Here is a 22817-nt window from a genome sequence, read left to right on the forward strand (position 1 = left end):
GCGCCCGGCGGGATCCACCCGCCGGGCGCGTCTTTCTCTCTGCCAGGGAGTTCTCCCGGTCTCAGACGCTTCCCTGCCCGCTTACTGGAGATTCGCGAGCCGTACCTGCCCGACCGCTGCGGTGCGCCCCCGGTCGTCCTCGATCTCGACCCGCCAGAGTTGCTGTGAGCGGCCGCGGTGGACGGGCGTGCCCGTCGCCGTGAGGGTGCCCTCCGTGACGGCGCGCAGGAAGTCGGTGGAGTTGTTGACACCGACCACCTTGCCCTCGCCACCGAGCCACACCGCGCCGGCGATACTCGCGACCTCCTCCGCGATCGCGCAGTACACACCGCCATGGACGATCCCGTAGGGCTGGTGGAGATGCGGCCCCACCGTCACCGTGACGACCACCTTGTCGGGCGTCACCTCGGTGTATTCCATCCCGATCCCGCCGCCGAACCCGGTCCCGGAATGGGAACGGATCATGTCGATGAATTCGCTACGAGCCGCCTCGGACATCCGACCTCTTTCCCCGGCCCGGCGTGCCCGGGCGTCCGGGACGGAACGTTACCCGCGGGGACGGGCGCCCGTCGCGACTCCCTCGACGTGCAGCGCGCCTACGACGCTCAGCGGACCGATCGCCAACCGCGGTCCCGCACGGGGATCGGCCCGGCACCGGGGGTGCGTGGGAGCCGGCTCCGTCGCCGGACCGCCAGGCCCGAGTCGTGGAGAGCCTGCAGGACCATCTGCCCGCGACGGTAGCCGGTCTCCTGACTGGTCTCCGCGAACGTGGGGACGATCGTCGCGGCGCCGAGGACGCACTCGCCCGCCATCGACCACAGCGTCTCCACACTGCAGTTGCTCACCGCCGACAGCCCCTCGAACACCGTCGTCAGTGTCGCGCGCGACCGGCAGGCGAGCCACTGCGCCAATGCCTGCTCGCAGGGCAGGATCACGGTGCCGGGCGAACCCGCGACGGGGTCGTCGGGCAGCACCCTCAGGGTGGTGTCGCGGACGCCCGCCCAGTCCAGGCCGCCCTCGATGTCGGTTCGCACGGCCATGTTCTCGGCGCCGGTGTCCCACACCCTGCCGATGGTGACGAAACTGGCCACGGCCCTGCCGAGGACGCCGTGGGTGAATGCCTCCGCCACGAGATAGGTCGAGAAACGGATATCGCCGGACTCCGCGAAGTGGTTGCGGAACATGAGTTCCACCCGCCCGCTGTCGACCGCCTGCTCGAGCGGCACCCACCGACGTCGCGACTGCGTGCCCAGATCAGCGATCGAGTAGAACTTGGGATAGCCCGCGCGAAAGCCGCCGAGCGCCTCGACCGTGTCGTCGAACACGGTGCGTGTCCCCATCAACTGCGTGGGCAGCGTTGAGCCGGTCATGTCTGGTCTTCCCCCTAGTCGGTTCCTCTACACGGCCGGTCCGTCCCTACGAAGTACGTCCCGGCACCGCGATCCGACCCCCCGATCCGCAGTGGCCCGGGTCATCCGGCCGGTATTAAGTGTTACAACAGACACCCGTCCGTAACCAAGGGATTTCGCCCGGTTCGGCCAAACGGTGCACTCAGTGCACGTCTGATCTGTCAGCAAGAACACAGGTGGTGTTCAGCCACGCGGTGAGTGTCGGTACCCATCACCGCAGGTCCGACCGGCCGGGGGGCGTCGACTACTCTGAACACCATGAGTACTGAACGCGAAGGCGCGACGCCCACCTCCGACACTGCCGGAACCGCCGATATCGGTGTGACCGGTCTCGCCGTCATGGGCTCGAACATCGCCCGCAACTTCGCCCGGCACGGGTACACGGTCGCCGTCCACAACCGCTCCGCGGGGAAGACCGACGCACTGCTCGGCGCGCACGGCGATGACGGGGACTTCGTCCGCACCGAGACGATCGAGGAGTTCGCGGCAGCGCTGCGTTCCCCCCGTCGGGCACTGGTCATGGTCCAGGCCGGCGCACCGACCGATGCAGTGATCGACGCGCTCGCCGATGCCTTCGACGAGGGCGACATCATCATCGATGGTGGCAACTCCCTGTACACGGACACCATCCGGCGCGAGAAGGCCATGGCCGCGCGCGGAATCCGGTTCATCGGTGCCGGGATCTCCGGCGGCGAGGAAGGGGCCCTGGAGGGACCGTCCATCATGCCGGGCGGCCCGGCCTCCAGCTATGAGGTCGTCGGGCCGATGCTCGAGGACATCTCGGCGAAGGTCGACGGCATCGCCTGCTGTACCCATGTCGGCGAGGACGGCTCGGGTCACTTCGTCAAGATGGTCCACAACGGCATCGAATACTCGGACATGCAGCTCATCGGCGAGGCCTACCATCTCCTCCGGGGCGTGGCCGGGATCGAGCCGGCCGCCATGGCCGATACATTCCGTGACTGGAACACAGGCGAACTCGACTCCTACCTCATCGAGATCACCGCCGAGGTCCTCGCCCAGGTGGACGCCGAGACCGGCGCTCCCCTGGTGGACGTGATCGTGGATCGGGCCGGACAGAAGGGCACCGGTCGCTGGACCGTCAAGTCCGCTCTCGACCTGGGCGTCCCCGTCACCGGTATCGCCGAGGCGGTGTTCGCGCGAGCCCTCTCGAGCTCGGTTCCGCAGCGCGAAGCCGGTCGGGCCCTGCCCGCGGGCTCCGTATCCACTCCTGCCGGGATCGGCCCCGATTTCGTGGAGGACGTGCGCAAGGCGCTCTACGCGTCCAAGGTCATCGCCTACGCCCAGGGGTTCGATCAGATCACCGCTGCCAACGCCGAGCACGGCTGGGACGTGGCACGCGGTGACCTCGCCACCATCTGGCGCGGGGGTTGCATCATCCGTGCCACATTCCTCGACCGCATCCGCGAGGCGTACGCCGAGAACGGCGATCTCCCCTCACTCCTCGCCGCGCCGTACTTCGCCGAGGCCCTGTCCGACTGCGTGGACAGTTGGCGCCGGGTCGTGACGACCGCGGTGACCGCAGGGATCCCCGCACCCGGGTTCTCCGCCGCCCTGGCCTACTACGACGGCCTCCGGACCGAACGCCTGCCGGCCGCGCTCATCCAGGGCCAGCGTGACTTCTTCGGCGCGCACACCTACCAGCGCACCGATCGAGAGGGGAGCTACCACACCCTCTGGAGCGGCGACCGTTCAGAGGTGCGGGCCTGACCGGCCCGCGGCCCGGGGAACTGGGCCGCCTGCTCGAGGCGTTGGGAGTCGCGGTCCCGATCCGGCACGCCGTGTCGGGTCTGGTTCCGGGGACGCCCACCCCGATCCAAGCCGCCGCCCTCGCGGATGCCGTCGGGGGCGCGAACCTCCTGGCCGTCGCCCCCACCGGATCGGGCAAGACGTTGGTGTTCGCCATCGCGGTGGCCCACCGCCTCGCCGGGTCACCGAGCCTGACCGGCCGGCCCCGCGCCCTGGTCGTCGCCCCCACTCGCGAACTGGCCGAGCAGAACGCCGAGGTCCTCGCCGCGGTGGGCGCGGGCGCCGGGCTGAAGATCGCCTCGTTCGTCGGGGGACAACCCCTCAAACGGGACCGGCGCGCGCTCCTAGCTCCGGTCGACGTGGCCGTCGGGACCCCCGGGCGTCTCGCCGACCTGGTGCGCGCCTCGGCCCTGTCCCTGGACGGTGTGGACCTGGTGGTGCTCGACGAAGCCGATCAACTGCTGGGTCCGTCCTTCGCCGAGCAGACAGAGGCCCTTCTCGCCGACTGCGTCGGCGCGGGCCTCGTGGCGACCACCGCCACGGCCGACGACGACATCGAGTCGATTCTGGAACGCACACGCCCGGGACTCCGGGTGCACCGCGTGGAGCACTCACCGCTCCCGTCGTCGGCCCCCACCCGCGGCGACTCCGAGGCGGCCGGGGCACCTCGTCGGCTGGTGGTGCTCTCGACCCCGGACCCGGACCGTCTGGTGGTCCGCCTGGCGGCACGGTGCACCCGTGGCCTGTTCTTCGTCCCCAGACGGGACGCCGTGGAGCCCCTGCGTTCGGCAATCGCCGACGCCGGCGTCACCGCTGCCGGGGTCGCGGGGTCCGCCTCCCCCACCCGCCGGGCGGCCGCGTTCGCCGATCTGGCATCGGGCGCGGTGAGGGTCCTGGTGAGCACCGACCTGGCGGGGCGGGGCCTCGACATCGACAGCATCGGACACGTGGTGCACGTGGGCCCACCGCACTCGATGGACGACCTCGTCCACCGCTCCGGGAGAACCGGTCGAGGCGACGCCCGGGCCGGCGTCGTCGCCGCGGTTCTCCGTCCCTTCGAGGTCGCCAAGGTCGCCGACCAGGCACGTTCGGCCGGTATGACGGTCGAGATCGTCGACACCTCCCGGTCCGACACCGAGCGGGTCATCGACGCGCTGTTCGGCCCGGAGATCGTCCTGCCACGTGCCCGCAGGGCACCCGCACCGCCGGAGCGGTCCCGCCGCCCCTCGCAACCCCGACGTCCGACGCAGTCCCGGGTTCACCGCCCCAAACGGAAGAAGCGCTCGTGACCTCCGCGCGTCGACGGGACCGTCATCGGGTCGGTGCCCCGGTCGTCGTTCCCGAAGAACTCTGGCGCCTTCGCGAACAGCGACACCACGACAGGGTCGACCGTCTCACCACCGACCACCTGGAGCGTCGTCGCAGGGGCGAGCAACACCCGGTCGTCGACTTCCTCTTCACCTACTACCGCACCAGCGTCGCCACCGTCCGACGGTGGCACCCGGGCCCGGGTGTCCTACTGGAGAACGCCCACCTGACCGAACGTCAGGACTGGCGCCACTACCGCCGGGAGAGTGTGGCCGGCCGGGAGGGGCTCGTGGTCGACGCACCCTCGGTGTGGCGACGCGCCGGCGGCAGGATCACACGGGCACGTGACGTGATCGCGTCCACCGCGTCCCGCCGGGGCGCCACCGGATGCTTCGGTCTGCACGAATGGGCGATGCTGTACGAGACCGGACAGGGGGACGTCCGGCACGGCCGGGTACCCCTGCGACTCCCATACGAGCGGATCGACGAGGTCGTCCGAGGTTCCCGCCTGCGGTGCACGCACTTCGACGCTTTCCGCTTCTTCACCGATGCCGCCGTCCCCCGAAACCAGGATTCGCTGACCCGGGACGACCAACTCCGACTGGAGCAGCCTGCCTGTCTCCACGCCGGAATGGACATCTACGCCCACACCGCGACGGTGGAGGCGGGAGCACCGGGGGAACTACTCTTGGACTCCCTCGCGGCGGCATTCGACGCGCGGGAGGTGGACATGCGGTCCTCCCCCTACGATCTGTCCTCCTGGGGGCTCCGACCGATCCGGGTGGAGACCAGCGAGGGTCGGGCCGAGTTCGTCGCGTTCCAGAAGAAGTGGACGGAGCGCACACAGGGCCTCAGGTCGAGATTCCTCGCCGCCGTCGACACACTGGAGGACCTGGCGTCCCCCGTGGGCGATCTAGTGACCTGAGGACGTGAGCTGAGGACTCGTCACACCGGGGCCGCGTCGAACTGGTCTACGGCCACCTCGGCGACGACTCTGCCGAACTCGCCGTAGGCTTCCGCTCCCGCGGTGGCGCTGCGCAGTACCAATCCGATCGTGCGGCCCGGGACGGGATCAGCGAACCTCGCGACCGCGATCCCCGGATCCCGGGTCTCGGGACCGACCGCGGACTCGGGGACGAGCGTCACTCCCAGACCACCCGCCACACACCGAACCGCGGTGGTCAGCGATGCGGCTCGGGACTCCCCCCTGCCCAACACGGGGGCGGACACCCGGCGGCACAGTTCCACCGTCTGTTCACGCAGACAGTGCCCCTCGTCGAGCATCAGCAGCGGTTGGTCGACGAGGATCTCCAATGGCAACCCCTCTCTGCCTGCGAGTTCGTGATCCGCGGGCACGAGGAGCGCGAAGGGTTCGCTGTACAGCGGCGTGGCGGCCACCCCCACAGCGTCCGTGGGGACGGCCATGATCGCCAGGTCGATCACGCCGCTCCGGAGTCCGTCCAGGAGCCTGGCCGTCTGATCCTCGACGACCCTCGGTCGCAGGTCCGGGAACCGCTCCCCCAGTGCGGGCAGCAGCCCGGGCAAGAGATAGGGAGCCACCGTCGGGATGACCCCGATGCGCAGCGAGCCGAACAACGGGCCGTCGCTTCCCGCCGCCGCGTCCGCCACCGCGTCCATCGCGGTCACCGCGGCCCGGGCGTACGGCAGGAGCCGGTGCCCCGCGGGGGTGACGAGGACGGAGCGGGTGCTGCGCTCGACCAGGTGGAGACCGAGCCCGTCCTCCAGCGTCGCCAGGGCCTGCGACAGCGAGGGCTGGCTCATGCCGAGGTCCTCCGCGGCGCTACGAAAGTGCAGTCGCTCCGCCACCGCGAGGAACACCCGGAGCTGCATGAGGCTCGGAACGAACCGATGATCGGCCATGTCGATGAGTCTATGCCCGGCGATAACCAGAAGTCGATGATTATTTGCACAATCCTATGAGTGATCTACCTCTCATCGACTTTACCTCTCACAGGAAGTGGGGCATAGTCGGGGTCGTCCGTCCGACACAGGCACATCCTCAGGAGGATCACATGGCTATTCTCACCATCGGCGACCAGTTCCCCGATTTCGAACTCACTGCGCTCAAGGGCGGTGACCTGCAGGCGGTCAACGCCCAGCAGCCGGAGGACTACTTCGAGACCGTCACCAACCAGTCCTACGAGGGCAAGTGGCGCGTGATCTTCTTCTACCCGAAGGACTTCACCTTCGTCTGCCCCACGGAGATCGCCGCGTTCGGCAAGCTCGACGAGGACTTCCAGGACCGCGACACGCAGATCCTCGGCGGCTCCATCGACAACGAGTTCGCGCACTTCAACTGGCGTGCGACCAACGATGAGCTCAAGACCGTGCCGTTCCCGCTGCTGTCGGACATCAAGCACGAGCTCATCCGCGCTCTCGGCGTGGAGAATGCCGACGGTGTCGCCGATCGTGCCACCTTCATCGTCGACCCGGACAACGTCATCCAGTTCGTCTCGGTCACCCCGGACGCTGTCGGCCGCAACGTGGACGAGGTTCTCCGCGTCCTCGACGCCCTCCAGTCGTCCGAGGTCTGCGCCTGCAACTGGCAGAAGAACGACCCGACGAAGAACATCAACAAGATGGACATGCTGCAGGAGGGCATCAAGTGAGCATTGAGAACCTGAAGTCCGGACTCCCCGAGTTCGCCAAGGATCTCAAGCTGAACCTGGGTTCGCTCGCGCGATCCACCGAGCTGAACCAGCAGCAGCTCTGGGGGACGTTCCTCGCCACCGCCGCTGCGACCAAGTCGGCGACCGTCCTGTCAGAGATCGCGGACGAGGCCCGCCAGCACCTGTCGGACGAGGCGTTCAACGCCGCCCTCGGCGCCGCCTCGATCATGGGGATGAACAACGTGGCCTACCGCGCCAAGGAGTTCCTGGGCGATGACTACACCCAGGTCCGCATGGGCCTGCGGATGAACATCATCGCCAACCCGGGCGTGGAGAAGGCCGACTTCGAGCTGTGGTCGATGGCCGTCTCCACGATCAACGGCTGCGAGAACTGTACTGCCGCTCACGATGCCGTGATCCGCAAGGAGGGCATCACCAAGGAGCAGGCCTGGGAGGCGGTGAAGATTGCCGGCACCGTCGCCGGCGTCGCACAGGCCGTCGAGATCGACGCAAACATCTGACCTCACCCTCCCCGGTGAACACGGGCCCCGCTGACCGCGCGTCAGCGGGGCCCTGTCGTCTCTTCCGGTTGCGGGCGCGCGGCGAGTTGCCCCTCCCGCAAAGCACTCCCCGGCACTAGGTTCGTATGTAGAGCCGGGGAAATCCTTCGCGGCGCACCTAGCGATCTGGAGACGTCATGACTACCGGAGGTACCCCGTCAGGGGACGGCTTCCCGAACGATCCGTCCAACTCCGGCCCGGGCGAGCCGAACTGGGGCCGGGGTTACGGGGAACAGGGCCACGGGAACCAGAATTACGGCCCGACGCAGGGTCAGGAGCCCTACCCGGGGCAGGGTTACGGCCAGGAGCCCTACCCCGGTCAGGCTCAAGGTCACGAGCCCTACCCCGGCCAGGGATACGGGCAGCAGGGTTACGGGCAGCAGAATTATGGCCACCAGTCCTTCGGCGATCCCGCCTACGGCGGGGTGTACGGGCAGAGCGGTCCGGGCGGCGGCCCGGTCATGACGGGCAAGGTGTCCGCGACCGACGCGGTCAGTGCCGGCTGGCAGCTGTTCAAGAACAACCCGCTGCCCTGGGTTCTCATCACCCTGGCGAGCGTGGTGGTCGGCAGTATCGCGGGGCAGCTCGCGAACTCCGAGTCTCTCGGGGTGGTGTTCTCGGCCCAGATCATCTCCTTCGTCGTCGGACTGCTGTTTCAGGCGTTCATCCTGCGCGGCGCCCTGCTCGAGGTGGACGGACACAGGCCCGCTATCAGCGACTTCTTCAACCTGCACAACTTCGGCTGGTTCGTCGTCGCGGCGATCCTCGTCGGGATCGCGACGTTCGTCGGGCTCATCGGCTTCATCATCGGCGCGTTCGTCGTGGCGTTCTTCCTGTACTGGACGCAGTACTTCGTCGTCGACCGCAACATGACCGCCACCGACGCGATCGTCTCGAGCTTCAACGCGATCAAGTCGGACGCCGGCAACCTCTTCGCACTCGCCCTCCTCAACGTCCTCATCCTCGTGGTGGGCGCGCTGGCACTGCTCGTCGGCCTGTTCGTGGCGATTCCGGTCACCACACTCGCCTCGGTCTACGCCTACCGGGCGATCACCGGGCCGAGCGACTTCTCCCGCGCCGCGACCGCGGCGGTCTGACCCCCCGCCGACGTCGTCCATCGCTCGCGAAGCAACCGGACAGCCCCGACGACCATCCGGTCGCCGGGGCTGTCCCGTCCCGCGGAGCGGAGCGTCAGGCGCCGCCGGTCTCGTCCTCGGGTGACGCCGGGGCCCCGGCGTCAGCGTCAGCCTCGTGCAGCATCTCCTTCTCGTGCGTCGAGGCCCGTCGGACCGCCCAGACGGTTCCCAGGAAGGCCACGAGTGCCAACGGCCATCCCATGCCGATGCGCGCGGCACCGAGCCAGGTGACCTCGTCATTGAGGTACAGCGCGTATTGCAGGACGGCTCGGATGGCGAACAGTCCGGCCCAGAACGACGTCGCGACCGTATACCACCGCCGGGCCGCCGGAATCCGGCGCCAGGCCATCCCCCTGCCGTCGAGGAATCCCCAGATCACTCCGACCAGAGGCCAGCGGACGAGCGCGGAGATCGCGAACGCCGCGCCGTACACGGCCTGGGTGATGATCCCGTAGAGGAAATAACCCTTGGCGTCGCCGGTCCGCCAGGCGATGAAGACGCAGATGGCGACACCGATGAAACCCGAGATCGCGGGCTGCGGGTTCTCGCGACGCCCCAGCGACCACGCCAACATCGCCACGGCGACGCCCAGCGCACCCCAGATCGCGGCGGTCAGCCCCCAGATCCCGTTGAGGGGGACGAACGTGAGAATCGGGATCGACGAGTACACCAGCCCCCGGATCCCGCCCATCTGATCGATCAGGGACGCGTCGGGGTCCCCGAAGGACGATTTCCGGCGCGTCGCACCGGTCTTCTGCGGGGTCGCCCGTTCAGACTCGGTCACGCGACTCCTCCACGGCGGTGCGGGGCTGCTCGTCCAGTAGCTCATAACGCGGGTTGAACATGATCTTGTGTCCGTGCCGGACGCCGACCCGTCCGGTGACACGGAGGCACCGGCCGGTGTCGATGCCCGGAACGGTGCGTCGCCCGAGCCAACACACCTCGACCGCGCCCGTGCCGTCGAAGACCTCGGCGGTGAGACCGAGGAAGTCCTCTCCCCCACACGTCAGGACGGTGCGGACACGCCCCGTCAGGGTCACGTGATCCCCACGCGACACAGTCGCGACATGCGAGCATCCGGTACGGTGCACCCGGCCGGCGAGGTCAGCCGCGTCGAGCATTTCCACCGGATCGGTGAGCCGGGCGGTCAATGCCCGGAGCGTTCGGGGGAACGGCACGGTCACCCCCCCGCTCGCTGGTCGGGAAACCTCACAGGTCGTCGTCCCCGTCACGGAGCCTGTCCATCGCGCTACCGTCTCTCCGCGGCGCCCTGGGGGCACTGTCCGGCGCGGGCGACGCCGCGGGAGCGGCAGGCTGCGCCTGGGGGTTCCGGGATGCCCGAGCCTCCTGCGATGCCGGCGACTGGGCCTGAGTCTGGCCGGCAGGGCCTGGCTGGCGCGTCTGGCCGGCACTGCCGGGCTGGCCGGTCTGGCCTGCCGCCATCTGCTGCTGGTACGCCTGTGCCTGCTGCTGCGCGGCCAGCTGGGACTGCGCCTGCGTCAGTGCTTGTTGGATCTCGTCCGGAATGGTGAGCGGTAGCTGCTCACGAACCGGCATGGGGCCGTCCCCGCGATGGATGAGCAGGTGCTGGAAGACCTCGCGGCCCTCCTCCGCAGCCTGGTCCGCCAGCTCGGGGGTGGCCATGATCCGCACCTCGGCGGTCCAACGGTGGCCGTCGACCCCGATCGCGCGGAAAACGGCTCCCGGCATCACCGCCACCAGTTCACGCCCCCACGGCCCGTCCTCGACGGAGACGTCCGCACCCTGTTGCTCGAGCTGCTCGCGCATTCCCGTCACCATCGTCCGCCACTGACCCGCGGACTTGGGCGCGGCGAACGCGCGTGGGATGACCCTCGAGACCTGGGTGACCACATGGAACTCGGGCTGACCGTTGGGGTCCAGTGCGACGTTCAGGTCACGTCCCTTGGGAACTCCGATGACCAGCGAACCGAGATCGATGTGGCCGTAGCCGAGCGAGGTGTAGTACCCGGGCACGTCACCGACGGACGAGCGGTCATGAGGCCCCGTCGTGGAGGGGGGCTGCGACTCCTGCTCGGTGGCCGTGGTGGCGTCGCGGGCCCCGGTCACCGGCTTCTTTCGTCCGAACATGGTGGAAATCCTCTCCCCGTGCGACCCGGCCCCGAACGGGACCGTCTCGGGTCGACGCTACCCAACGAGGTGGACGCCGGTCAGGTCAGGCGGTGGTGCCCGCCCGTCGACCCGTGTCCGCCCTCACCCCGGTCGGTCTCGCCGAGCTCGTCGACCTCCACCACATCCCACAGTTCGACGCGCTGGACCAGGAACTGGGCGATGCGGTCACCACGTCCGATACGGACCGGCTCCGTGGGGTCCAGGTTGACGAGGTTGACCTTGATCTCCCCCCGGTAGCCGGCGTCGACCGTCCCCGGGGCGTTGACGATCGACAGACCCGCCCGTGCCGCGAGGCCGGACCGCGGATGGACCAGGCCCACGTAGCCCGCGGGGACCGCCACCGCCACCCCCGTGCCCACCAGGGCCCGGTGCCCCGGCGCCAGCTCACAGTCGTGCGCGGCGTGCAGATCGATTCCCGCATCCGTGGCGTGTGCCCGGACCGGAAGGGGAAGCCCACGGTCCAGACGGCGTACCCGTAGCACCCCGCCGGTGCCGTTCTCGTCGTCCGGATCGCTCATGGCCTCTCGCCCTCCTGCCGGGCCCGGCCCGGTTGCTCGATAGTCTTGATGTCGTGACCGAAGAAGATCTCCGCCCGCCCCCCGATCGCACTCCGCGTCCGGTCCACTCCGAAACCCTCCGGGTCCCGGCATGGTGGTGGGCCGTACTCGCCGTGGTCACCTTCGTGGTGGTCGCCCAGGCGATCGTGCTCGACGCCAGGTGGTGGCTGTGGCTACTGGCGGTCGTCGTCCCCGCGCTGCTCGCCTGGCTGTTCATCTCGGTCGGACGCGTGAAGATCGAGGTCGAGTCCGATGGACAGGGAGGGGGCACCCTCTACGCGGGGCAGGCCCGCCTGCCGTTCGACGCCATCGCCCGCAGCGCCGTGGTGCCTGCCACCGCCAAGCAGGCCGCGATGGGGCGCCAACTCGACCCCGAGGCGTTCGTCGTCCACCGGGGGTACATTCCCACGATGGTCATCGTGGTCCTCGACGACCCGATGGATCCCACACCGTACTGGCTCATCAGCACGCGTGACCCCGAAGGGCTCGCGGCGGCGTTACCGGACAACCACTACAGCTGATCGGTCCCGCCCGCCGCGCGGTGACGGTTCAGCCTGCGCAGTCCACACAGATCGGCATGCCGTCCCGCTCCTCCGCGAATCGGCTGCGGTGATGGACCAGGAAGCACTCGCCACAGGTGAACTCGTTGTCCTGCTCCGGCACGACCCGCACCGTGAGCTCTTCACCGGACAGGTCGGCGCCGGGCAGTTCGTAGGACTCGGCGGTGTCCGTCTCGTCCACGTCGACCTCGCCGGTCGCTCCCTCTGCACGCCGGGCCTTCAGCTCCTCCAGCGAATCACCGGTGAGCTCGTCTGCCTCGGTCCGGCGGGGGGCGTCGTAGTCGGTTGCCATGAGTCTCATTTCTGCGGGTCTGAGTGGGGGGCGCGCGGGCCGGTCACGGACTGACCAGCGCACGCATAGTAACGGAATTACCCGCCATTTTCATCCGCGGCATCCGCCAGTGCGGCGACCGGGCCGACAGGCGCCGGGCGTTTACAGTGATGGGTCAGGGCCCGGAGGGGCTCTCACTCCGTCCACCTGCAGGAAAGGCCCTCATGGTCGTCCACCTCAGCACCCAGGCGACACCGAGTCCGACCCCCACCCGGGGGATACACCGTCTGCGTTCCGCCTACGTCCTGTTCGTGGTGGTGGCGCTGGTGCTGGGAGCACTCGTCTGGGCCACTGCACTGCGGGGAAATGACGCCGCCACACAGGCCGCGGCGTGTCCGGTACCCCCCGCGGCCGAGGACGCGGGCCTCCGTGACCAGCCCGCGGACGCCCTCGACGGGGTCGAGCCGGCACTACTGGACGAGACCCGCGTCCGCGTGCTGAACGCGAACGGACAGAGCGGCCAGGCCGGAGCCGTGGCCGCTCAACTCGCCGAACGCGGATTCCAGCCCGCCGGCTCGAACGCCATCGGCAACGACCCGATCTACGGGCAGGCCCTCGAGTGCCACGGACAGATCCGCTACGGCGACGCGGGGCAGGCGGCCGCGCGGTCACTCTCGCTCGCGGCGCCGTGCATGCAACTGGTGAGGGACGGCCGTGAGGACGACACGGTCGACCTCGCACTGGGCACGATCTTCTCGCGGTTGTCCGACTCGACGGAGGCGGTGGGGGCACTCGACGAACTCGAGGTCGGGCGTCAGCCCATCTCCGCCGAACTCGACGCGGCCCGCATGGTCAGCTGTTGACCCCGGCCGACAGGTGGTCGAGCGCACCGAGGAAGTCCTCCGCCACGCCGGGCGATGCAGCGGTCGTCGGCACCGCGGGGTCGTCCGACACGGTTACCATCGCACCGGCTTCGCCCGCGACGAGGGCCCCGGCAGCGTAGTCCCACGGCTTCAACCCGCGCTCGTAGTAGGCATCCAGCCGGCCACCGGCGACCATGCACAGATCCAGTGCCGCCGACCCACACCTCCGGATGTCCCGTACGCGCGGAAGCAGGCCCGCGACCACCCGACCCTGCTCGGCCCGGATCCCGGCGTCGTAGGAGAAGCCGGTACCGACCAGTGACAGGGACAGGTCCACGCACGCCGAGGTCCGCAGCGCCCTCGACGTGCCGTCGGCCTCCCGCAGGGTCGCCCCGCGGCCGAGGCCTGCCGACCACGTCTCACGGGTGACGATGTTGTGCACCGCCCCCGCCACCACGACGCCGTCCACCTCCGCGGCCACCGAGACCGCCGTGAACGGGATGCCATAGAGCAGGTTGACGGTCCCGTCGACCGGGTCGACGATCCAGCGCACGCCTCCCCGGCCACCCGGGGCGTCGGCCGAACCGGACTCCTCGCCGCCCTCCTCGCCCAGCACCCGGTCACCCGGACGGCTGGACTCGATCTCCCCGCGCAGATGCTGCTCCACCGAGGTGTCGATGACGGTCACCGGATCCGTGGCCGAGGTCTTGGAGCGCGAGTCCAGACCAGACGTGTCGAACTCGGCCAGCATTCGCCGCGCCACGTCACCGCCGGAAGAGGCGAACCGCAGCGCGAGGGCCAGCAAGTCGTCGATGAACTCCGGGCCCGGTCGGCCGACCGCCGCGTCTGTCCCCCGCCCCGTCATGTGCGTCTCCTCGTCGTCGTATCCCACATGGTCGTATCCCACATGGTCGTATCCCACATCGTCCTCACCCACTGTCGTCACCCGGTGCCCCTCCGGCGATGATCCCGCCCGGCGGCGCGACCGACGGATACCCTGGCGGGCGCCCCACGCCCATCGTGCCCCGACGACGCGGGCGCCCGACGACCCACGCCGCGCCCGTGTACGTCCCGCCACCCAGGAGCCCGACATGTCCGTCCCCACCCCCGCAGCGACCGACCTCCCACCGGGCACCCCGGGCACTCCCACAGGCCTCGGCGTCGATGTGGGCGGCACCGGGATCAAAGTGGGGCTCGTCGACCTCGCACGCGGCGAACTCATCGGGGACAGAGTCGTGCGGGGCACCCCCCAGCCCGCCACGCCCGACGCGATCGCGCAGAGCATCCGCGAGATGACCGAGGAGTTCGATTGGACGGGCCCGGTCGGGGTCGCCCTGCCCAGCGTCATCCACGAGGGGGTGGCGCGGATCGCCCACAACATCGACAAATCGTGGATCGGGTGCGACGTGGCGGAGCTGTTCGACCGGCATCTCCCCGGCCGCACCGTGCTCATGCTCAACGATGCCGACGCCGCCGGCCTCACCGAGGTGCACTACGGCGCCGGCGAGGGAATCGACGGGCTGGTGATCCTCCTGACCTTCGGTACGGGCATCGGCTCCGCCCTCCTGCTCGACGGGAGACTGCTGCCGAACTCCGAGTTCGGTCACGTGATCGTCGAGGACATCGCCGGACGCGGATTCGACGAGGCCGAGCACCTGGCCTCCGCCGCGGTCCGGTCCCGCGACGGCCTGAGCTTCGCCGAATGGGCCCCCCACGTGTCCAACGTCCTGCGCTCGATCGAGGACCTCCTGTGGCCCCGCGCCTTCGTCCTGGGCGGCGGGGTCAGCGAGGTCGCCGACGAGTGGTTCCCTCTCCTCGAGAACCGGACCCCGGTGCGGGCCGCGGTCCGGCGCGGCGACGCCGGGATCATCGGCGCAGCGCTGTACGCGGCCGGCCATTCGGGCGTTCTCGACCTCGGCGGGGCACTACCAGACGACGAGGACTGACGCGGACCAACCCCGCCGGATGCGACCCCCCGACCAGAATCTCGTTACAATGGCCCACGCCGGGAACACGTACCGGCCGGGGACGGGCCCGGTACCGCAAGGCGGACGGCTCGAGTGTCTGCAGAAGGCGGCATCGATCCCCGATTCCCATCAAGTAACCGGTTGTGAAGGGGCGTTTGTGGCAGCCACGAAGACCACCAGTTCGGATTCCGCGGCGAGCGGCGATCCGTTGGACAGCGAGGTCGCTGGCGAGGCCCCCGCCAAGAAGACCGCCGCGCGCAAGGCGCCCGCGAAGAAGACGGCGGCCAAGAAGACCGCCGCCAAGAAGGCCCCGGCGAAGAAGGCGGCCGCCAAGAAGACCGCGGCCAAGAAGACGGCGGCCAAGAAGACCGCCGCCCCGACGAAGCCCGAGGGCGTCGACGGCGACCAGGTCGACGAAGAGCCGACCGATGCTCCCGAGGCCGAGCCGGACACCTCCGAGCTGGAGGACGTCGAGGTCGACGTCGAGGACGTCGAAGCGGACGAGGAGACCAAGGAAGAGCCCACCGCCAAGGACAAGGCGTCGGGCGATTTCGTCTGGGACGAGGACGAGTCGGAGGCCCTGCGCCAGGCGCGCAAGGACGCCGAGCTGACCGCCTCCGCCGACTCCGTACGCGCGTACCTCAAGCAGATCGGCAAGGTCGCCCTCCTCAACGCCGAGGAGGAGGTCGAGCTGGCCAAGCGCATCGAGGCCGGCCTGTACGCCACCTGGTTCCAGGCGCAGGTCGCCGAGCGCGGGGAGAAGCTCACCACCGCGCAGAAGCGTGATTACCGATGGATCGAGCGCGACGGCGTCCGCGCCAAGAACCACCTGCTCGAGGCCAACCTGCGACTCGTCGTCTCGCTGGCCAAGCGCTACACCGGCCGCGGCATGGCGTTCCTGGACCTCATCCAGGAGGGCAACCTCGGTCTGATCCGCGCGGTCGAGAAGTTCGACTACACCAAGGGCTACAAGTTCTCGACCTACGCCACCTGGTGGATCCGGCAGGCCATCACCCGCGCGATGGCCGACCAGGCCCGCACCATCCGTATCCCGGTGCACATGGTCGAGGTCATCAACAAGCTCGGGCGTATCCAGCGTGAGCTGCTCCAGGACCTGGGCCGCGAGCCCACCCCCGAGGAGCTCGCCAAGGAGATGGACATCACGCCGGAGAAGGTGCTGGAGATCCAGCAGTACGCCCGGGAGCCGATCTCGCTCGACCAGACCATCGGCGACGAGGGCGACTCGCAGCTCGGTGACTTCATCGAGGACTCCGAGGCCGTGGTGGCCGTGGACGCCGTGAGCTTCACGCTCCTGCAGGACCAGCTCCGTTCCGTCCTCGACACGCTGTCCGAGCGTGAGGCGGGCGTGGTGCGGCTGCGCTTCGGCCTCACCGACGGGCTGCCGCGCACCCTCGACGAGATCGGGCAGGTCTACGGGGTCACGCGCGAGCGGATCCGGCAGATCGAGTCCAAGACGATGTCGAAGCTGCGCCACCCGTCGCGGTCCCAGGTGCTGCGCGACTACCTGGACTGAGCCCTTTCACGCATTCTCCGGCCCCGTTGTGCTCGCCCGACGGGGCCGCGGCGTGTCCGGGACACCCGGGAGGGACGGGGGCATACGATCTCCGGCATCAGCCTGGGAGAGACGACGAACGGCACCTGAGCTCCCGTCCGACAAGAACGCCCCGGCCAGTGCGGCCGGGGCGTTCTCCTGCGTATCCTGCGCTCGGGGCCTACCCCACGCCGCCGGTCACCAGCTCCGCAGGAGGGTGATCCTCTCGCGGATCTGCTCGGCGGAGGCCATCGGCACGGGCGGGCCGCCGCACGCATTGCGGAGCTGCGTGTGGATCGCCCCGTGCGACTTGCCCAGGCGACCCGAGTACACCGACACGAGGGTGTTGAGCTGACGCCGCAGGTCCTTGAGCTCGGCGGCGGAGGCGACCCGCTCGGCGGCGGCGCCGGCATGTGCGCCCGGGCCGGCGGCGTTGCCGGGGATCGTCGCTCCTGATACCGCCGGGTCCGCTCCCACGACCGCGACCGACCCCGCCCCGGAGGCGGACTGGGCGGACGTGCGCTTGATCTGTTCCTTCTCGCGCTGCCGCAGCAGGGCTTTGACATCGTCGGCGCCCAACAGCCCGGGGAGCCCGATGTAGTCGGCCTCCTCCTCGCTGCCGGCGAATGTGGCCGTGCCGTAGGACGAGCCCTCGTACACGATCTGGTCGAGCTCTGCGTCGGCGCCGAGGGAGATGTAACCGCGGTCCTCGTCGTCCTCGGTGTTCTCGTCCTGCTGCTGGTTCGCCTGGGCGAGCAGCTGGTCCTCCAGCCCCTCCTCCCGGTGGGGCTTGCCCAGGACGTGGTCGCGCTGCGCCTCCATCTGCGAAGCCAGTTGCAGCAGCACGGGTACGGACGGGAGGAACACCGACGCGGTCTCCCCGGGCCGACGGGACCGGACGAACCGCCCGATCGCCTGCGCGAAGTACAGGGGTGTCGAGGCACTGGTGGCGTACACGCCGACGCTCAGTCGTGGCACGTCGACGCCCTCGGAGACCATCCGGACCGCGACCATCCACTCGTCGGTGGAGTCGGAGAAGGTACCGATCCGACTCGAGGCGGTCGGGTCGTCGGAGAGGACGACGGTCGGCGGGGTACCGGTGATCTCCGTCAGGAGCGCCGCGTACTCGCGGGCGCGCTCCTGGTCGGTGGCGATCACCAGACCGCCGGCGTCGGGCACTCCGCCGGCGCGGATCTGCCGGAGCCGGGTGTGCGCCGCCTGGAGCACGGCGGGCATCCAGTCACCGTGGGGGTCGAGGGCGACGCGCCAGGCACGGGACGTCTGGTCGGCACTCAGCGGCTCGCCGAGGCGGGCCGAGAACTCCTCGCCGGCGTTGCTGCGCCACCGGGCCTCGCCCGAGTAGGCGAGGAACACCACGGGGCGGACGACGCCGTCGGCCAGAGCATCGGCGTAGCCGTAGGAATGGTCGGCCTTGGAGCGCTGGTGTCCCTGCCCGTCGGGCTCGTAGGTGACGAACGGGATGGGACTGTCGTCGGACCGGAACGGGGTGCCGGTCAACGACAAGCGGCGTTCCGCGTCCTCGAACGCCTCGCGGATCGCGTCGCCCCAGCTCTTGGCGTCACCACCGTGGTGGATCTCGTCGAGGATCACCAGGGTGCGCCTGGACGCGGTGCGTTCCCGGTGCTTGAACGGGTGCGCGGCCACCTGGGCGTATGTCACCACCACGCCGTGGTATTCCGGGGCGAGCGCGCCCGAGGTGTTGGAGTACTCGGGGTCGAGAGCGATGCCGGCGCGCGCGGCCGAGGCGGCCCACTGGTACTTGAGGTGTTCGGTGGGGGCCACCACGGTGATCGCGTCGACCGTGCGGTCGGCGAGCAGTTCGGAGGCGACTCTCAGGCCGAACGTCGTCTTGCCGGCGCCCGGGGTCGCCACGGCGAGGAAGTCCTTCGGCCGCGCCATGAGGTACTTGCGCAGCGCGGTGCGCTGCCAGGCGCGCAGCGACGCACCCCCGGCCGGCGGGGTGGAGTGTTCTGCGGTCTGTTCGTCTGGGCCCGGGACCGCGCCGGGATCACTCACCAGGCTTCAGGGTCTCGTAGACGCGCTTGCACTCCGGGCACACCGGCGATCCGGGCTTCGCGGATCGGGTGACCGGGAAGACCTCACCGCACAGGGCGATCACGTAGGAACCCATGACCGCGCTCTCGGCGATCTTGCTCTTGTCCACATAGTGGAAGAACTTGGGTGCGTCGTCCTGCGTCTCCTCGGTCGTCGTGACCTCGGGACGCTCGAGTGTCTTCGTCCGGATGGTACTCACCCCCTCATGATGCCGCACCCGGGCGTCGCGGCGCCAACGCCGGAGTACCTTGGGCCCCATGGCACCCGACTTCCGCCGTCAGCGATCCGGGGAACGGGACGACACCTCGAGGCCCGTTCTCATCACGGGCGCGCGCGAGTCGTACCACGACGAGCTGGCGGCCCGGAAGAAGCGCTACTTCCTGCTGATGAGTATCCGGATCCCCGCGCTCTTCCTGGCGGCGGGGTCGCTGGCCCTCTGGAACAACCCGTGGATCGCCCTGGCGATCGTGGCGGGGTCCATCCCGATCCCGTGGATCGCCGTCATCGGGGCCAATGACCGGCCTCCCCTGCCCAAGGGACAGGCCCGCACCTACACGGCGGGTCGCCTGTCGTCGAACATCCCGTATGCGCTGCCACCCGGGCTCACCGGGACGGACTCACCGCCCCGGGACACGAGCGCCCCCGACGCCGCACCCGATCCCACCCCGTCCGCCGACGAGAGCGACCTCGACACGTGAGCAGCCCGAACCCGACCCTCGCCGAACTCGCGCCCGCGCTGGCCGAGGCGTTCCGGCGGCACGACTACACGGTGGAGGGACTGGAGCGCGCGCTGGGGCCCGAGGCGGTCTCGGCCCTGGACAGATCGGATGCCGCGACGGTCCGCCGTCACGCGCGTGACGCGAGGGGGGTCGGGACCCTGGTGCGGCTGTTCGTCCTGGGCGATCCGCTCCCCCGCTCCGAGGTCGCCGCGACCCTGCCCGGGGTCGACGTGCGAGACGGCGTCGCTGCCGGATTGTGGACCGCGATCGACGACGGTGCCTCCCTGCGTGCGGAGATCGACCTGCGTCCGGTCGACACCGGGCACGGGACCCGCTGGGTGTTCGCGGACGTCGACGGGTCGATGGTCCACACCACGACCCGGCCGGACCACGTCCTGGGGGTCGGGCAGGCGACGCTCTCGCTGCTGCGTGTCACGCCCTCGTCCACCACCGGGTCGGTCCTGGATCTCGGCACCGGGTGTGGGATCCAGATGGTCCACGCGTCGGGGTCCGCCCGAACCGTCACCGGGACCGATATCACCCCTCGGTGCCTCGAGTTGGCGGCCGCCACCCTGGCGATCAACGGCCAGCGTGCGGAGCTCCTGCACGGTCCGTGGTTCGAGCCCGTGGCGGGGCGCCGGTTCGACCGTATCGTCGCCAATCCCCCGTTCGTGGTGGGCCCGCCCGAGACCGGGCACTCCTACCGCGAGTCCGGCCTGAAGCTCGACGGTGCCAGTCGGACGATCGTGTCGGGCGCGCCGCAGCATCTGGCCGACGGTGGCACCGCGGTTTTGCTGGCGTCCTGGGTGGAGCGGGAGGACTCGGACTGGCGGGCCCACGTGTCGTCGTGGGTGCCGGCCGAGGGCGTCGACGCATGGATCGTGCGGCGGGACGTCTCCGACCCCGGCCTCTACGTGTGGACCTGGCTCACCGACGAGGGCATGGACCCACGCGACGAGGCCACCACGCGGGCCGCGGACGCCTGGTTGGACCACTTCGCCGAGGAAGGTGTGGCCGGGATCGGGTTCGGCTACGTCTACCTCCGGCGGATCGACGGGCCGTCGTCCGTCCTGTGCGAGGACCTCACGCACCCGTTCGGCGACGGCCTCGGTGACGAGGCGGAGGCCTACTTCGCGCGCACGGCGTGGCTGCGGGAGGCCGCGGAGCAACACGGCGGACAGGAGCGCGCCCTCGATGCCACGGTCTTCACAGTGTCGCCGGACGTCCACCTCCACCTCTCCGAATCCCTCGCCCCCGCCGGGCCGGACGAGGTCGACTCCCCCGGTCCGTCCACCGTCGTGGTGGAGCGGGTCACCGGCGCCCGGTGGCGCCACGAGATCGATCAGCTCACCGCGAGCGTCCTGCGTGGGGCGCGGACGGGCGCGCTGCAGTTGGAGGACCTGGTGGTGCTCGCCGCGGTCGGTGCCGGGGAGGATCCCGACGCCCTCGCCGGCCCCGTCCGCCGGGTGGTCGCCGACCTGTTCCTCCACGGGTTCGTCGTCCCGGCGGGGATGCCAGGCCTCCTGCCCCCGGGGGTCGCCGCGGCCGTGGCCGCAGGGGCGGCGGGATGAGGGCCGTCGTCTCCCGGGTCACCGAGGCGTCGGTGACGGTGGACGGTGAGGTCGTCGGGGCCCTGTCACGCCCCGGACTGCTGGTCCTGTTGGGGGTGTCGGACGACGACGACGAGACCGACGTCGCCACGATGGTCCGCAAGATCTCGGACCTGCGGATCCTGCGGGAGGAACGCAGCGCCGCGGAGGTGGGCGCCCCCGTCCTGGTCGTCAGCCAGTTCACGCTCATGGGGTCGACCGCGAAGGGCAGGCGGCCGTCGTGGTCGAGAGCGGCTCGGGGCGAGGTGGCCGAACCCGTGGTGGACGCCGTGGTCCACGGTCTGCGCGAACGCGGCCTCGAGGTGGCCACGGGAGTCTTCGGCGCGATGATGCAGGTCCATTCGGTCAACGACGGCCCGTTCACGCTGCTGGTGGAGACCCCCGGCTCGGGCTGAGCGGGTTTCCTCGACGGATCGTGACCGACATCATCGGCGCGGGAACATTCCCGGTACCCCCGTCGTTGTAGAGGTACGTGACCGTGACCCGGCCACGCGCCTGATCCGTCCACCAGCAACCGAACGCCGGCCTCGTCACATGGCCAGGCAGGAGGAGGAGACATGACGTCAGCCACCACCCGATCGGACCGTCGGACGGAGGCGGGGCCGGACAGCCAGAGCCCGAGCGCTGACCTCGTCCGTGTCTACCTCAACGGGATCGGCAAGACGGCACTGCTCAACGCTGAGGACGAGGTCGAGCTCTCCAAGCGGATCGAGGCCGGTCTCTACGCCAAGCACGTGCTGGAGACCAAGAAGCGTCTGGGTCCGGTCCGCAAGGCCGACCTCAAGGCGATCGTCGCGGAAGGTGAGGCCGCCCGCGCCCATCTGCTGGAGGCCAACCTGCGCCTGGTGGTGTCGCTGGCCAAGCGCTACACGGGCCGCGGCATGCCGTTGCTGGACCTCATCCAGGAGGGCAACCTGGGCCTGATCCGTGCGATGGAGAAGTTCGACTACGCGAAGGGCTTCAAGTTCTCCACCTATGCCACCTGGTGGATCCGTCAGGCGATCACCCGCGGAATGGCCGATCAATCCCGCACCATCCGTCTGCCGGTCCACCTGGTCGAGCAGGTCAACAAGCTCGCCCGGATCAAGCGTGAACTCCACCAGCAGCTCGGCCGTGAGGCCTCCCTCGAGGAACTCGCCGAGGAGTCGGGCATCCCCGCGCACAAGATCGAGGAGCTGCTGGACCATTCGCGTGACCCGGTGAGCCTCGACATGCCGGTCGGCGCGGACGAGGAGGCGCCGCTCGGTGACTTCATCGAGGACGCGGAGGCCACCAGTGCCGAGAACACCGTGGTGACCAATGTGATGCACTCCGACGTGCGCGCGGTCCTGGCCACCCTCGAGGAGCGCGAGCAGCAGGTCATCACGCTGCGTTTCGGTCTCGACGACGGCCAGCCCCGCACCCTCGACCAGATCGGCAAGCGTTTCGGACTGTCGCGCGAGCGGGTCCGCCAGATCGAGCGCGAGGTCATGGCCAAGCTCCGCGAGGGTCGTCGCGCGGACAAGCTCCGCTCCTACGCCGTCTGACCGGACGCCGGATCGCACGCCGCACGATCAGACGCTGCCCGATCGGACGCCGCCCGATCAGACGCGCGCCGGGTTCCCCGGAGCCCTTCACACCGTGAGGTCGCAATCCCAGGGCCCCGCCTCCCCCGATCGGGAGGGGCGGGGCCTTCGCG

At 69.8% G+C, this 22817-nt stretch carries 25 protein-coding genes; 14 read left to right on the forward strand and 11 right to left on the reverse strand.

Translation table 11 applies throughout. The features are described 5' to 3' along the window. Nucleotides 1-81 precede the first annotated feature (81 nt). Entirely contained in the window at nucleotides 82-498 is a 417-nt protein-coding gene (locus G6023_RS06500; RefSeq protein ID WP_096905514.1) for a PaaI family thioesterase, read from the reverse strand. A gap of 107 nt (nucleotides 499-605) precedes the next feature. Then, complete coding sequence (locus G6023_RS06505) at nucleotides 606-1370, reverse strand: hypothetical protein (protein WP_119191655.1); 765 nt, start codon at nucleotides 1368-1370, stop codon at nucleotides 606-608. Nucleotides 1371-1667: 297 nt separating this feature from the next. Here G6023_RS06505 and gndA point away from each other — a divergent pair, with 297 nt between their 5' ends. The 3 genes from gndA (at nucleotide 1668) to G6023_RS06520 (ending at nucleotide 5412) form a co-directional block, all read left to right on the forward strand. Continuing rightward, nucleotides 1668-3140 (forward strand): NADP-dependent phosphogluconate dehydrogenase, encoded by a 1473-nt coding sequence (gene gndA, locus G6023_RS06510; protein WP_120283155.1) that lies wholly within the window; start codon nucleotides 1668-1670, stop codon nucleotides 3138-3140. Between the two features lie 71 nt (nucleotides 3141-3211). Further along, the gene (locus G6023_RS06515) at nucleotides 3212-4468 is read left to right on the forward strand and encodes a DEAD/DEAH box helicase (RefSeq protein ID WP_347570730.1); all 1257 of its coding nucleotides are present in this window, start codon (nucleotides 3212-3214) and stop codon (nucleotides 4466-4468) included. Beyond that, nucleotides 4465-5412 carry a hypothetical protein gene (locus tag G6023_RS06520; RefSeq protein ID WP_182634571.1) on the forward strand — a complete coding sequence of 316 codons (948 nt, stop codon included), beginning with the start codon at nucleotides 4465-4467 and terminating at the stop codon, nucleotides 5410-5412. The genes G6023_RS06515 and G6023_RS06520 overlap by 4 nt, the downstream gene beginning before the upstream one ends. 20 nt (nucleotides 5413-5432) lie before the next feature. Here the strand turns inward: G6023_RS06520 and G6023_RS06525 are convergent, their stop codons facing one another. Continuing rightward, nucleotides 5433-6368: a hydrogen peroxide-inducible genes activator gene (locus G6023_RS06525; RefSeq protein WP_067717406.1), complete on the reverse strand. Its 936-nt coding sequence runs from the start codon at nucleotides 6366-6368 to the stop codon at nucleotides 5433-5435. A 152-nt stretch (nucleotides 6369-6520) separates the two neighbouring features. Between G6023_RS06525 and G6023_RS06530 the strand changes: the two genes are divergently transcribed. The 3 genes from G6023_RS06530 to G6023_RS06540 all read left to right on the forward strand — a co-directional run bounded on the left by G6023_RS06530 (nucleotide 6521) and on the right by G6023_RS06540 (nucleotide 8774). Then, complete coding sequence (locus G6023_RS06530) at nucleotides 6521-7117, forward strand: peroxiredoxin (protein ID WP_067717408.1); 597 nt, start codon at nucleotides 6521-6523, stop codon at nucleotides 7115-7117. After that, nucleotides 7114-7638 carry an alkylhydroperoxidase, AhpD family gene (gene ahpD / locus G6023_RS06535; protein ID WP_067717410.1) on the forward strand — a complete coding sequence of 175 codons (525 nt, stop codon included), beginning with the start codon at nucleotides 7114-7116 and terminating at the stop codon, nucleotides 7636-7638. Before G6023_RS06530 ends, ahpD begins: the two co-directional genes overlap by 4 nt. A 176-nt stretch (nucleotides 7639-7814) precedes the next feature. Further along, on the forward strand, nucleotides 7815-8774 hold the full coding sequence (locus tag G6023_RS06540) for a DUF2189 domain-containing protein (protein ID WP_182634573.1): 960 nt from the start codon (nucleotides 7815-7817) through the stop codon (nucleotides 8772-8774). 94 nt (nucleotides 8775-8868) lie between these two features. Here the strand turns inward: G6023_RS06540 and G6023_RS06545 are convergent, their stop codons facing one another. The 4 genes from G6023_RS06545 to dut all read right to left on the reverse strand — a co-directional run bounded on the left by G6023_RS06545 (nucleotide 8869) and on the right by dut (nucleotide 11482). After that, nucleotides 8869-9504: a DUF3159 domain-containing protein gene (locus G6023_RS06545; protein ID WP_069388906.1), complete on the reverse strand. Its 636-nt coding sequence runs from the start codon at nucleotides 9502-9504 to the stop codon at nucleotides 8869-8871. Nucleotides 9505-9583: 79 nt separating this feature from the next. Continuing rightward, nucleotides 9584-9853 carry a single stranded DNA-binding domain-containing protein gene (locus G6023_RS06550; protein WP_227022268.1) on the reverse strand — a complete coding sequence of 90 codons (270 nt, stop codon included), beginning with the start codon at nucleotides 9851-9853 and terminating at the stop codon, nucleotides 9584-9586. Between the two features lie 169 nt (nucleotides 9854-10022). After that, the gene (locus G6023_RS06555) at nucleotides 10023-10922 is read right to left on the reverse strand and encodes a DUF3710 domain-containing protein (RefSeq protein WP_132063286.1); all 900 of its coding nucleotides are present in this window, start codon (nucleotides 10920-10922) and stop codon (nucleotides 10023-10025) included. Nucleotides 10923-11002: 80 nt separating this feature from the next. Then, entirely contained in the window at nucleotides 11003-11482 is a 480-nt protein-coding gene (dut, locus tag G6023_RS06560; protein WP_120283143.1) for a dUTP diphosphatase, read from the reverse strand. Between the two features lie 53 nt (nucleotides 11483-11535). Between dut and G6023_RS06565 the strand changes: the two genes are divergently transcribed. Then, on the forward strand, nucleotides 11536-12042 hold the full coding sequence (locus tag G6023_RS06565) for a DUF3093 domain-containing protein (RefSeq protein ID WP_120283141.1): 507 nt from the start codon (nucleotides 11536-11538) through the stop codon (nucleotides 12040-12042). A gap of 28 nt (nucleotides 12043-12070) precedes the next feature. Here G6023_RS06565 and G6023_RS06570 read toward each other — a convergent pair whose 3' ends face one another. Continuing rightward, entirely contained in the window at nucleotides 12071-12373 is a 303-nt protein-coding gene (locus G6023_RS06570) for a DUF4193 domain-containing protein (RefSeq protein WP_067715850.1), read from the reverse strand. A gap of 203 nt (nucleotides 12374-12576) precedes the next feature. Here G6023_RS06570 and cei point away from each other — a divergent pair, with 203 nt between their 5' ends. Continuing rightward, nucleotides 12577-13215: an envelope integrity protein Cei gene (gene cei, locus G6023_RS06575; RefSeq protein WP_067715848.1), complete on the forward strand. Its 639-nt coding sequence runs from the start codon at nucleotides 12577-12579 to the stop codon at nucleotides 13213-13215. On the opposite strand, the gene G6023_RS06580 is transcribed toward cei, so the two are convergent. After that, nucleotides 13205-14080, reverse strand: a complete 876-nt coding sequence (locus G6023_RS06580) for an inositol monophosphatase family protein (protein ID WP_182634584.1) — start codon at nucleotides 14078-14080, stop codon at nucleotides 13205-13207. The genes cei and G6023_RS06580 overlap by 11 nt on opposite strands. Before the next feature lie 226 nt (nucleotides 14081-14306). On the opposite strand from G6023_RS06580, the gene ppgK reads away from it, so the two are divergent. After that, entirely contained in the window at nucleotides 14307-15161 is an 855-nt protein-coding gene (gene ppgK / locus G6023_RS06585; protein ID WP_120283139.1) for a polyphosphate--glucose phosphotransferase, read from the forward strand. A gap of 178 nt (nucleotides 15162-15339) precedes the next feature. Next, on the forward strand, nucleotides 15340-16716 hold the full coding sequence (locus tag G6023_RS06590; RefSeq protein ID WP_132063284.1) for an RNA polymerase sigma factor: 1377 nt from the start codon (nucleotides 15340-15342) through the stop codon (nucleotides 16714-16716). A gap of 216 nt (nucleotides 16717-16932) precedes the next feature. Here G6023_RS06590 and G6023_RS06595 read toward each other — a convergent pair whose 3' ends face one another. Then, nucleotides 16933-18771, reverse strand: coding sequence for a DEAD/DEAH box helicase (locus G6023_RS06595; RefSeq protein ID WP_067715840.1), 1839 nt, complete (start codon nucleotides 18769-18771; stop codon nucleotides 16933-16935). After that, nucleotides 18764-19000 carry a DUF3039 domain-containing protein gene (locus G6023_RS06600; protein ID WP_182634586.1) on the reverse strand — a complete coding sequence of 79 codons (237 nt, stop codon included), beginning with the start codon at nucleotides 18998-19000 and terminating at the stop codon, nucleotides 18764-18766. Before G6023_RS06600 ends, G6023_RS06595 begins: the two co-directional genes overlap by 8 nt. 67 nt (nucleotides 19001-19067) lie before the next feature. Here G6023_RS06600 and G6023_RS06605 point away from each other — a divergent pair, with 67 nt between their 5' ends. The 4 genes from G6023_RS06605 to G6023_RS06620 all read left to right on the forward strand — a co-directional run bounded on the left by G6023_RS06605 (nucleotide 19068) and on the right by G6023_RS06620 (nucleotide 22665). Further along, nucleotides 19068-19508, forward strand: a complete 441-nt coding sequence (locus G6023_RS06605; RefSeq protein ID WP_132063283.1) for a DUF3099 domain-containing protein — start codon at nucleotides 19068-19070, stop codon at nucleotides 19506-19508. Then, on the forward strand, nucleotides 19505-21100 hold the full coding sequence (locus G6023_RS06610) for a DUF7782 domain-containing protein (protein ID WP_182634574.1): 1596 nt from the start codon (nucleotides 19505-19507) through the stop codon (nucleotides 21098-21100). The genes G6023_RS06605 and G6023_RS06610 overlap by 4 nt, the downstream gene beginning before the upstream one ends. After that, complete coding sequence (gene dtd / locus G6023_RS06615; RefSeq protein WP_067715834.1) at nucleotides 21097-21534, forward strand: D-aminoacyl-tRNA deacylase; 438 nt, start codon at nucleotides 21097-21099, stop codon at nucleotides 21532-21534. The genes G6023_RS06610 and dtd overlap by 4 nt, the downstream gene beginning before the upstream one ends. A gap of 162 nt (nucleotides 21535-21696) precedes the next feature. Further along, the gene (locus G6023_RS06620) at nucleotides 21697-22665 is read left to right on the forward strand and encodes a sigma-70 family RNA polymerase sigma factor (protein ID WP_182634576.1); all 969 of its coding nucleotides are present in this window, start codon (nucleotides 21697-21699) and stop codon (nucleotides 22663-22665) included. Nucleotides 22666-22817: the final 152 nt, after the last annotated feature.

The sequence above is a fragment of the Dietzia sp. DQ11-71 genome, from assembly GCF_014144995.1.
Classification (GTDB): Bacteria; Actinomycetota; Actinomycetes; order Mycobacteriales; family Mycobacteriaceae; genus Dietzia; species Dietzia kunjamensis.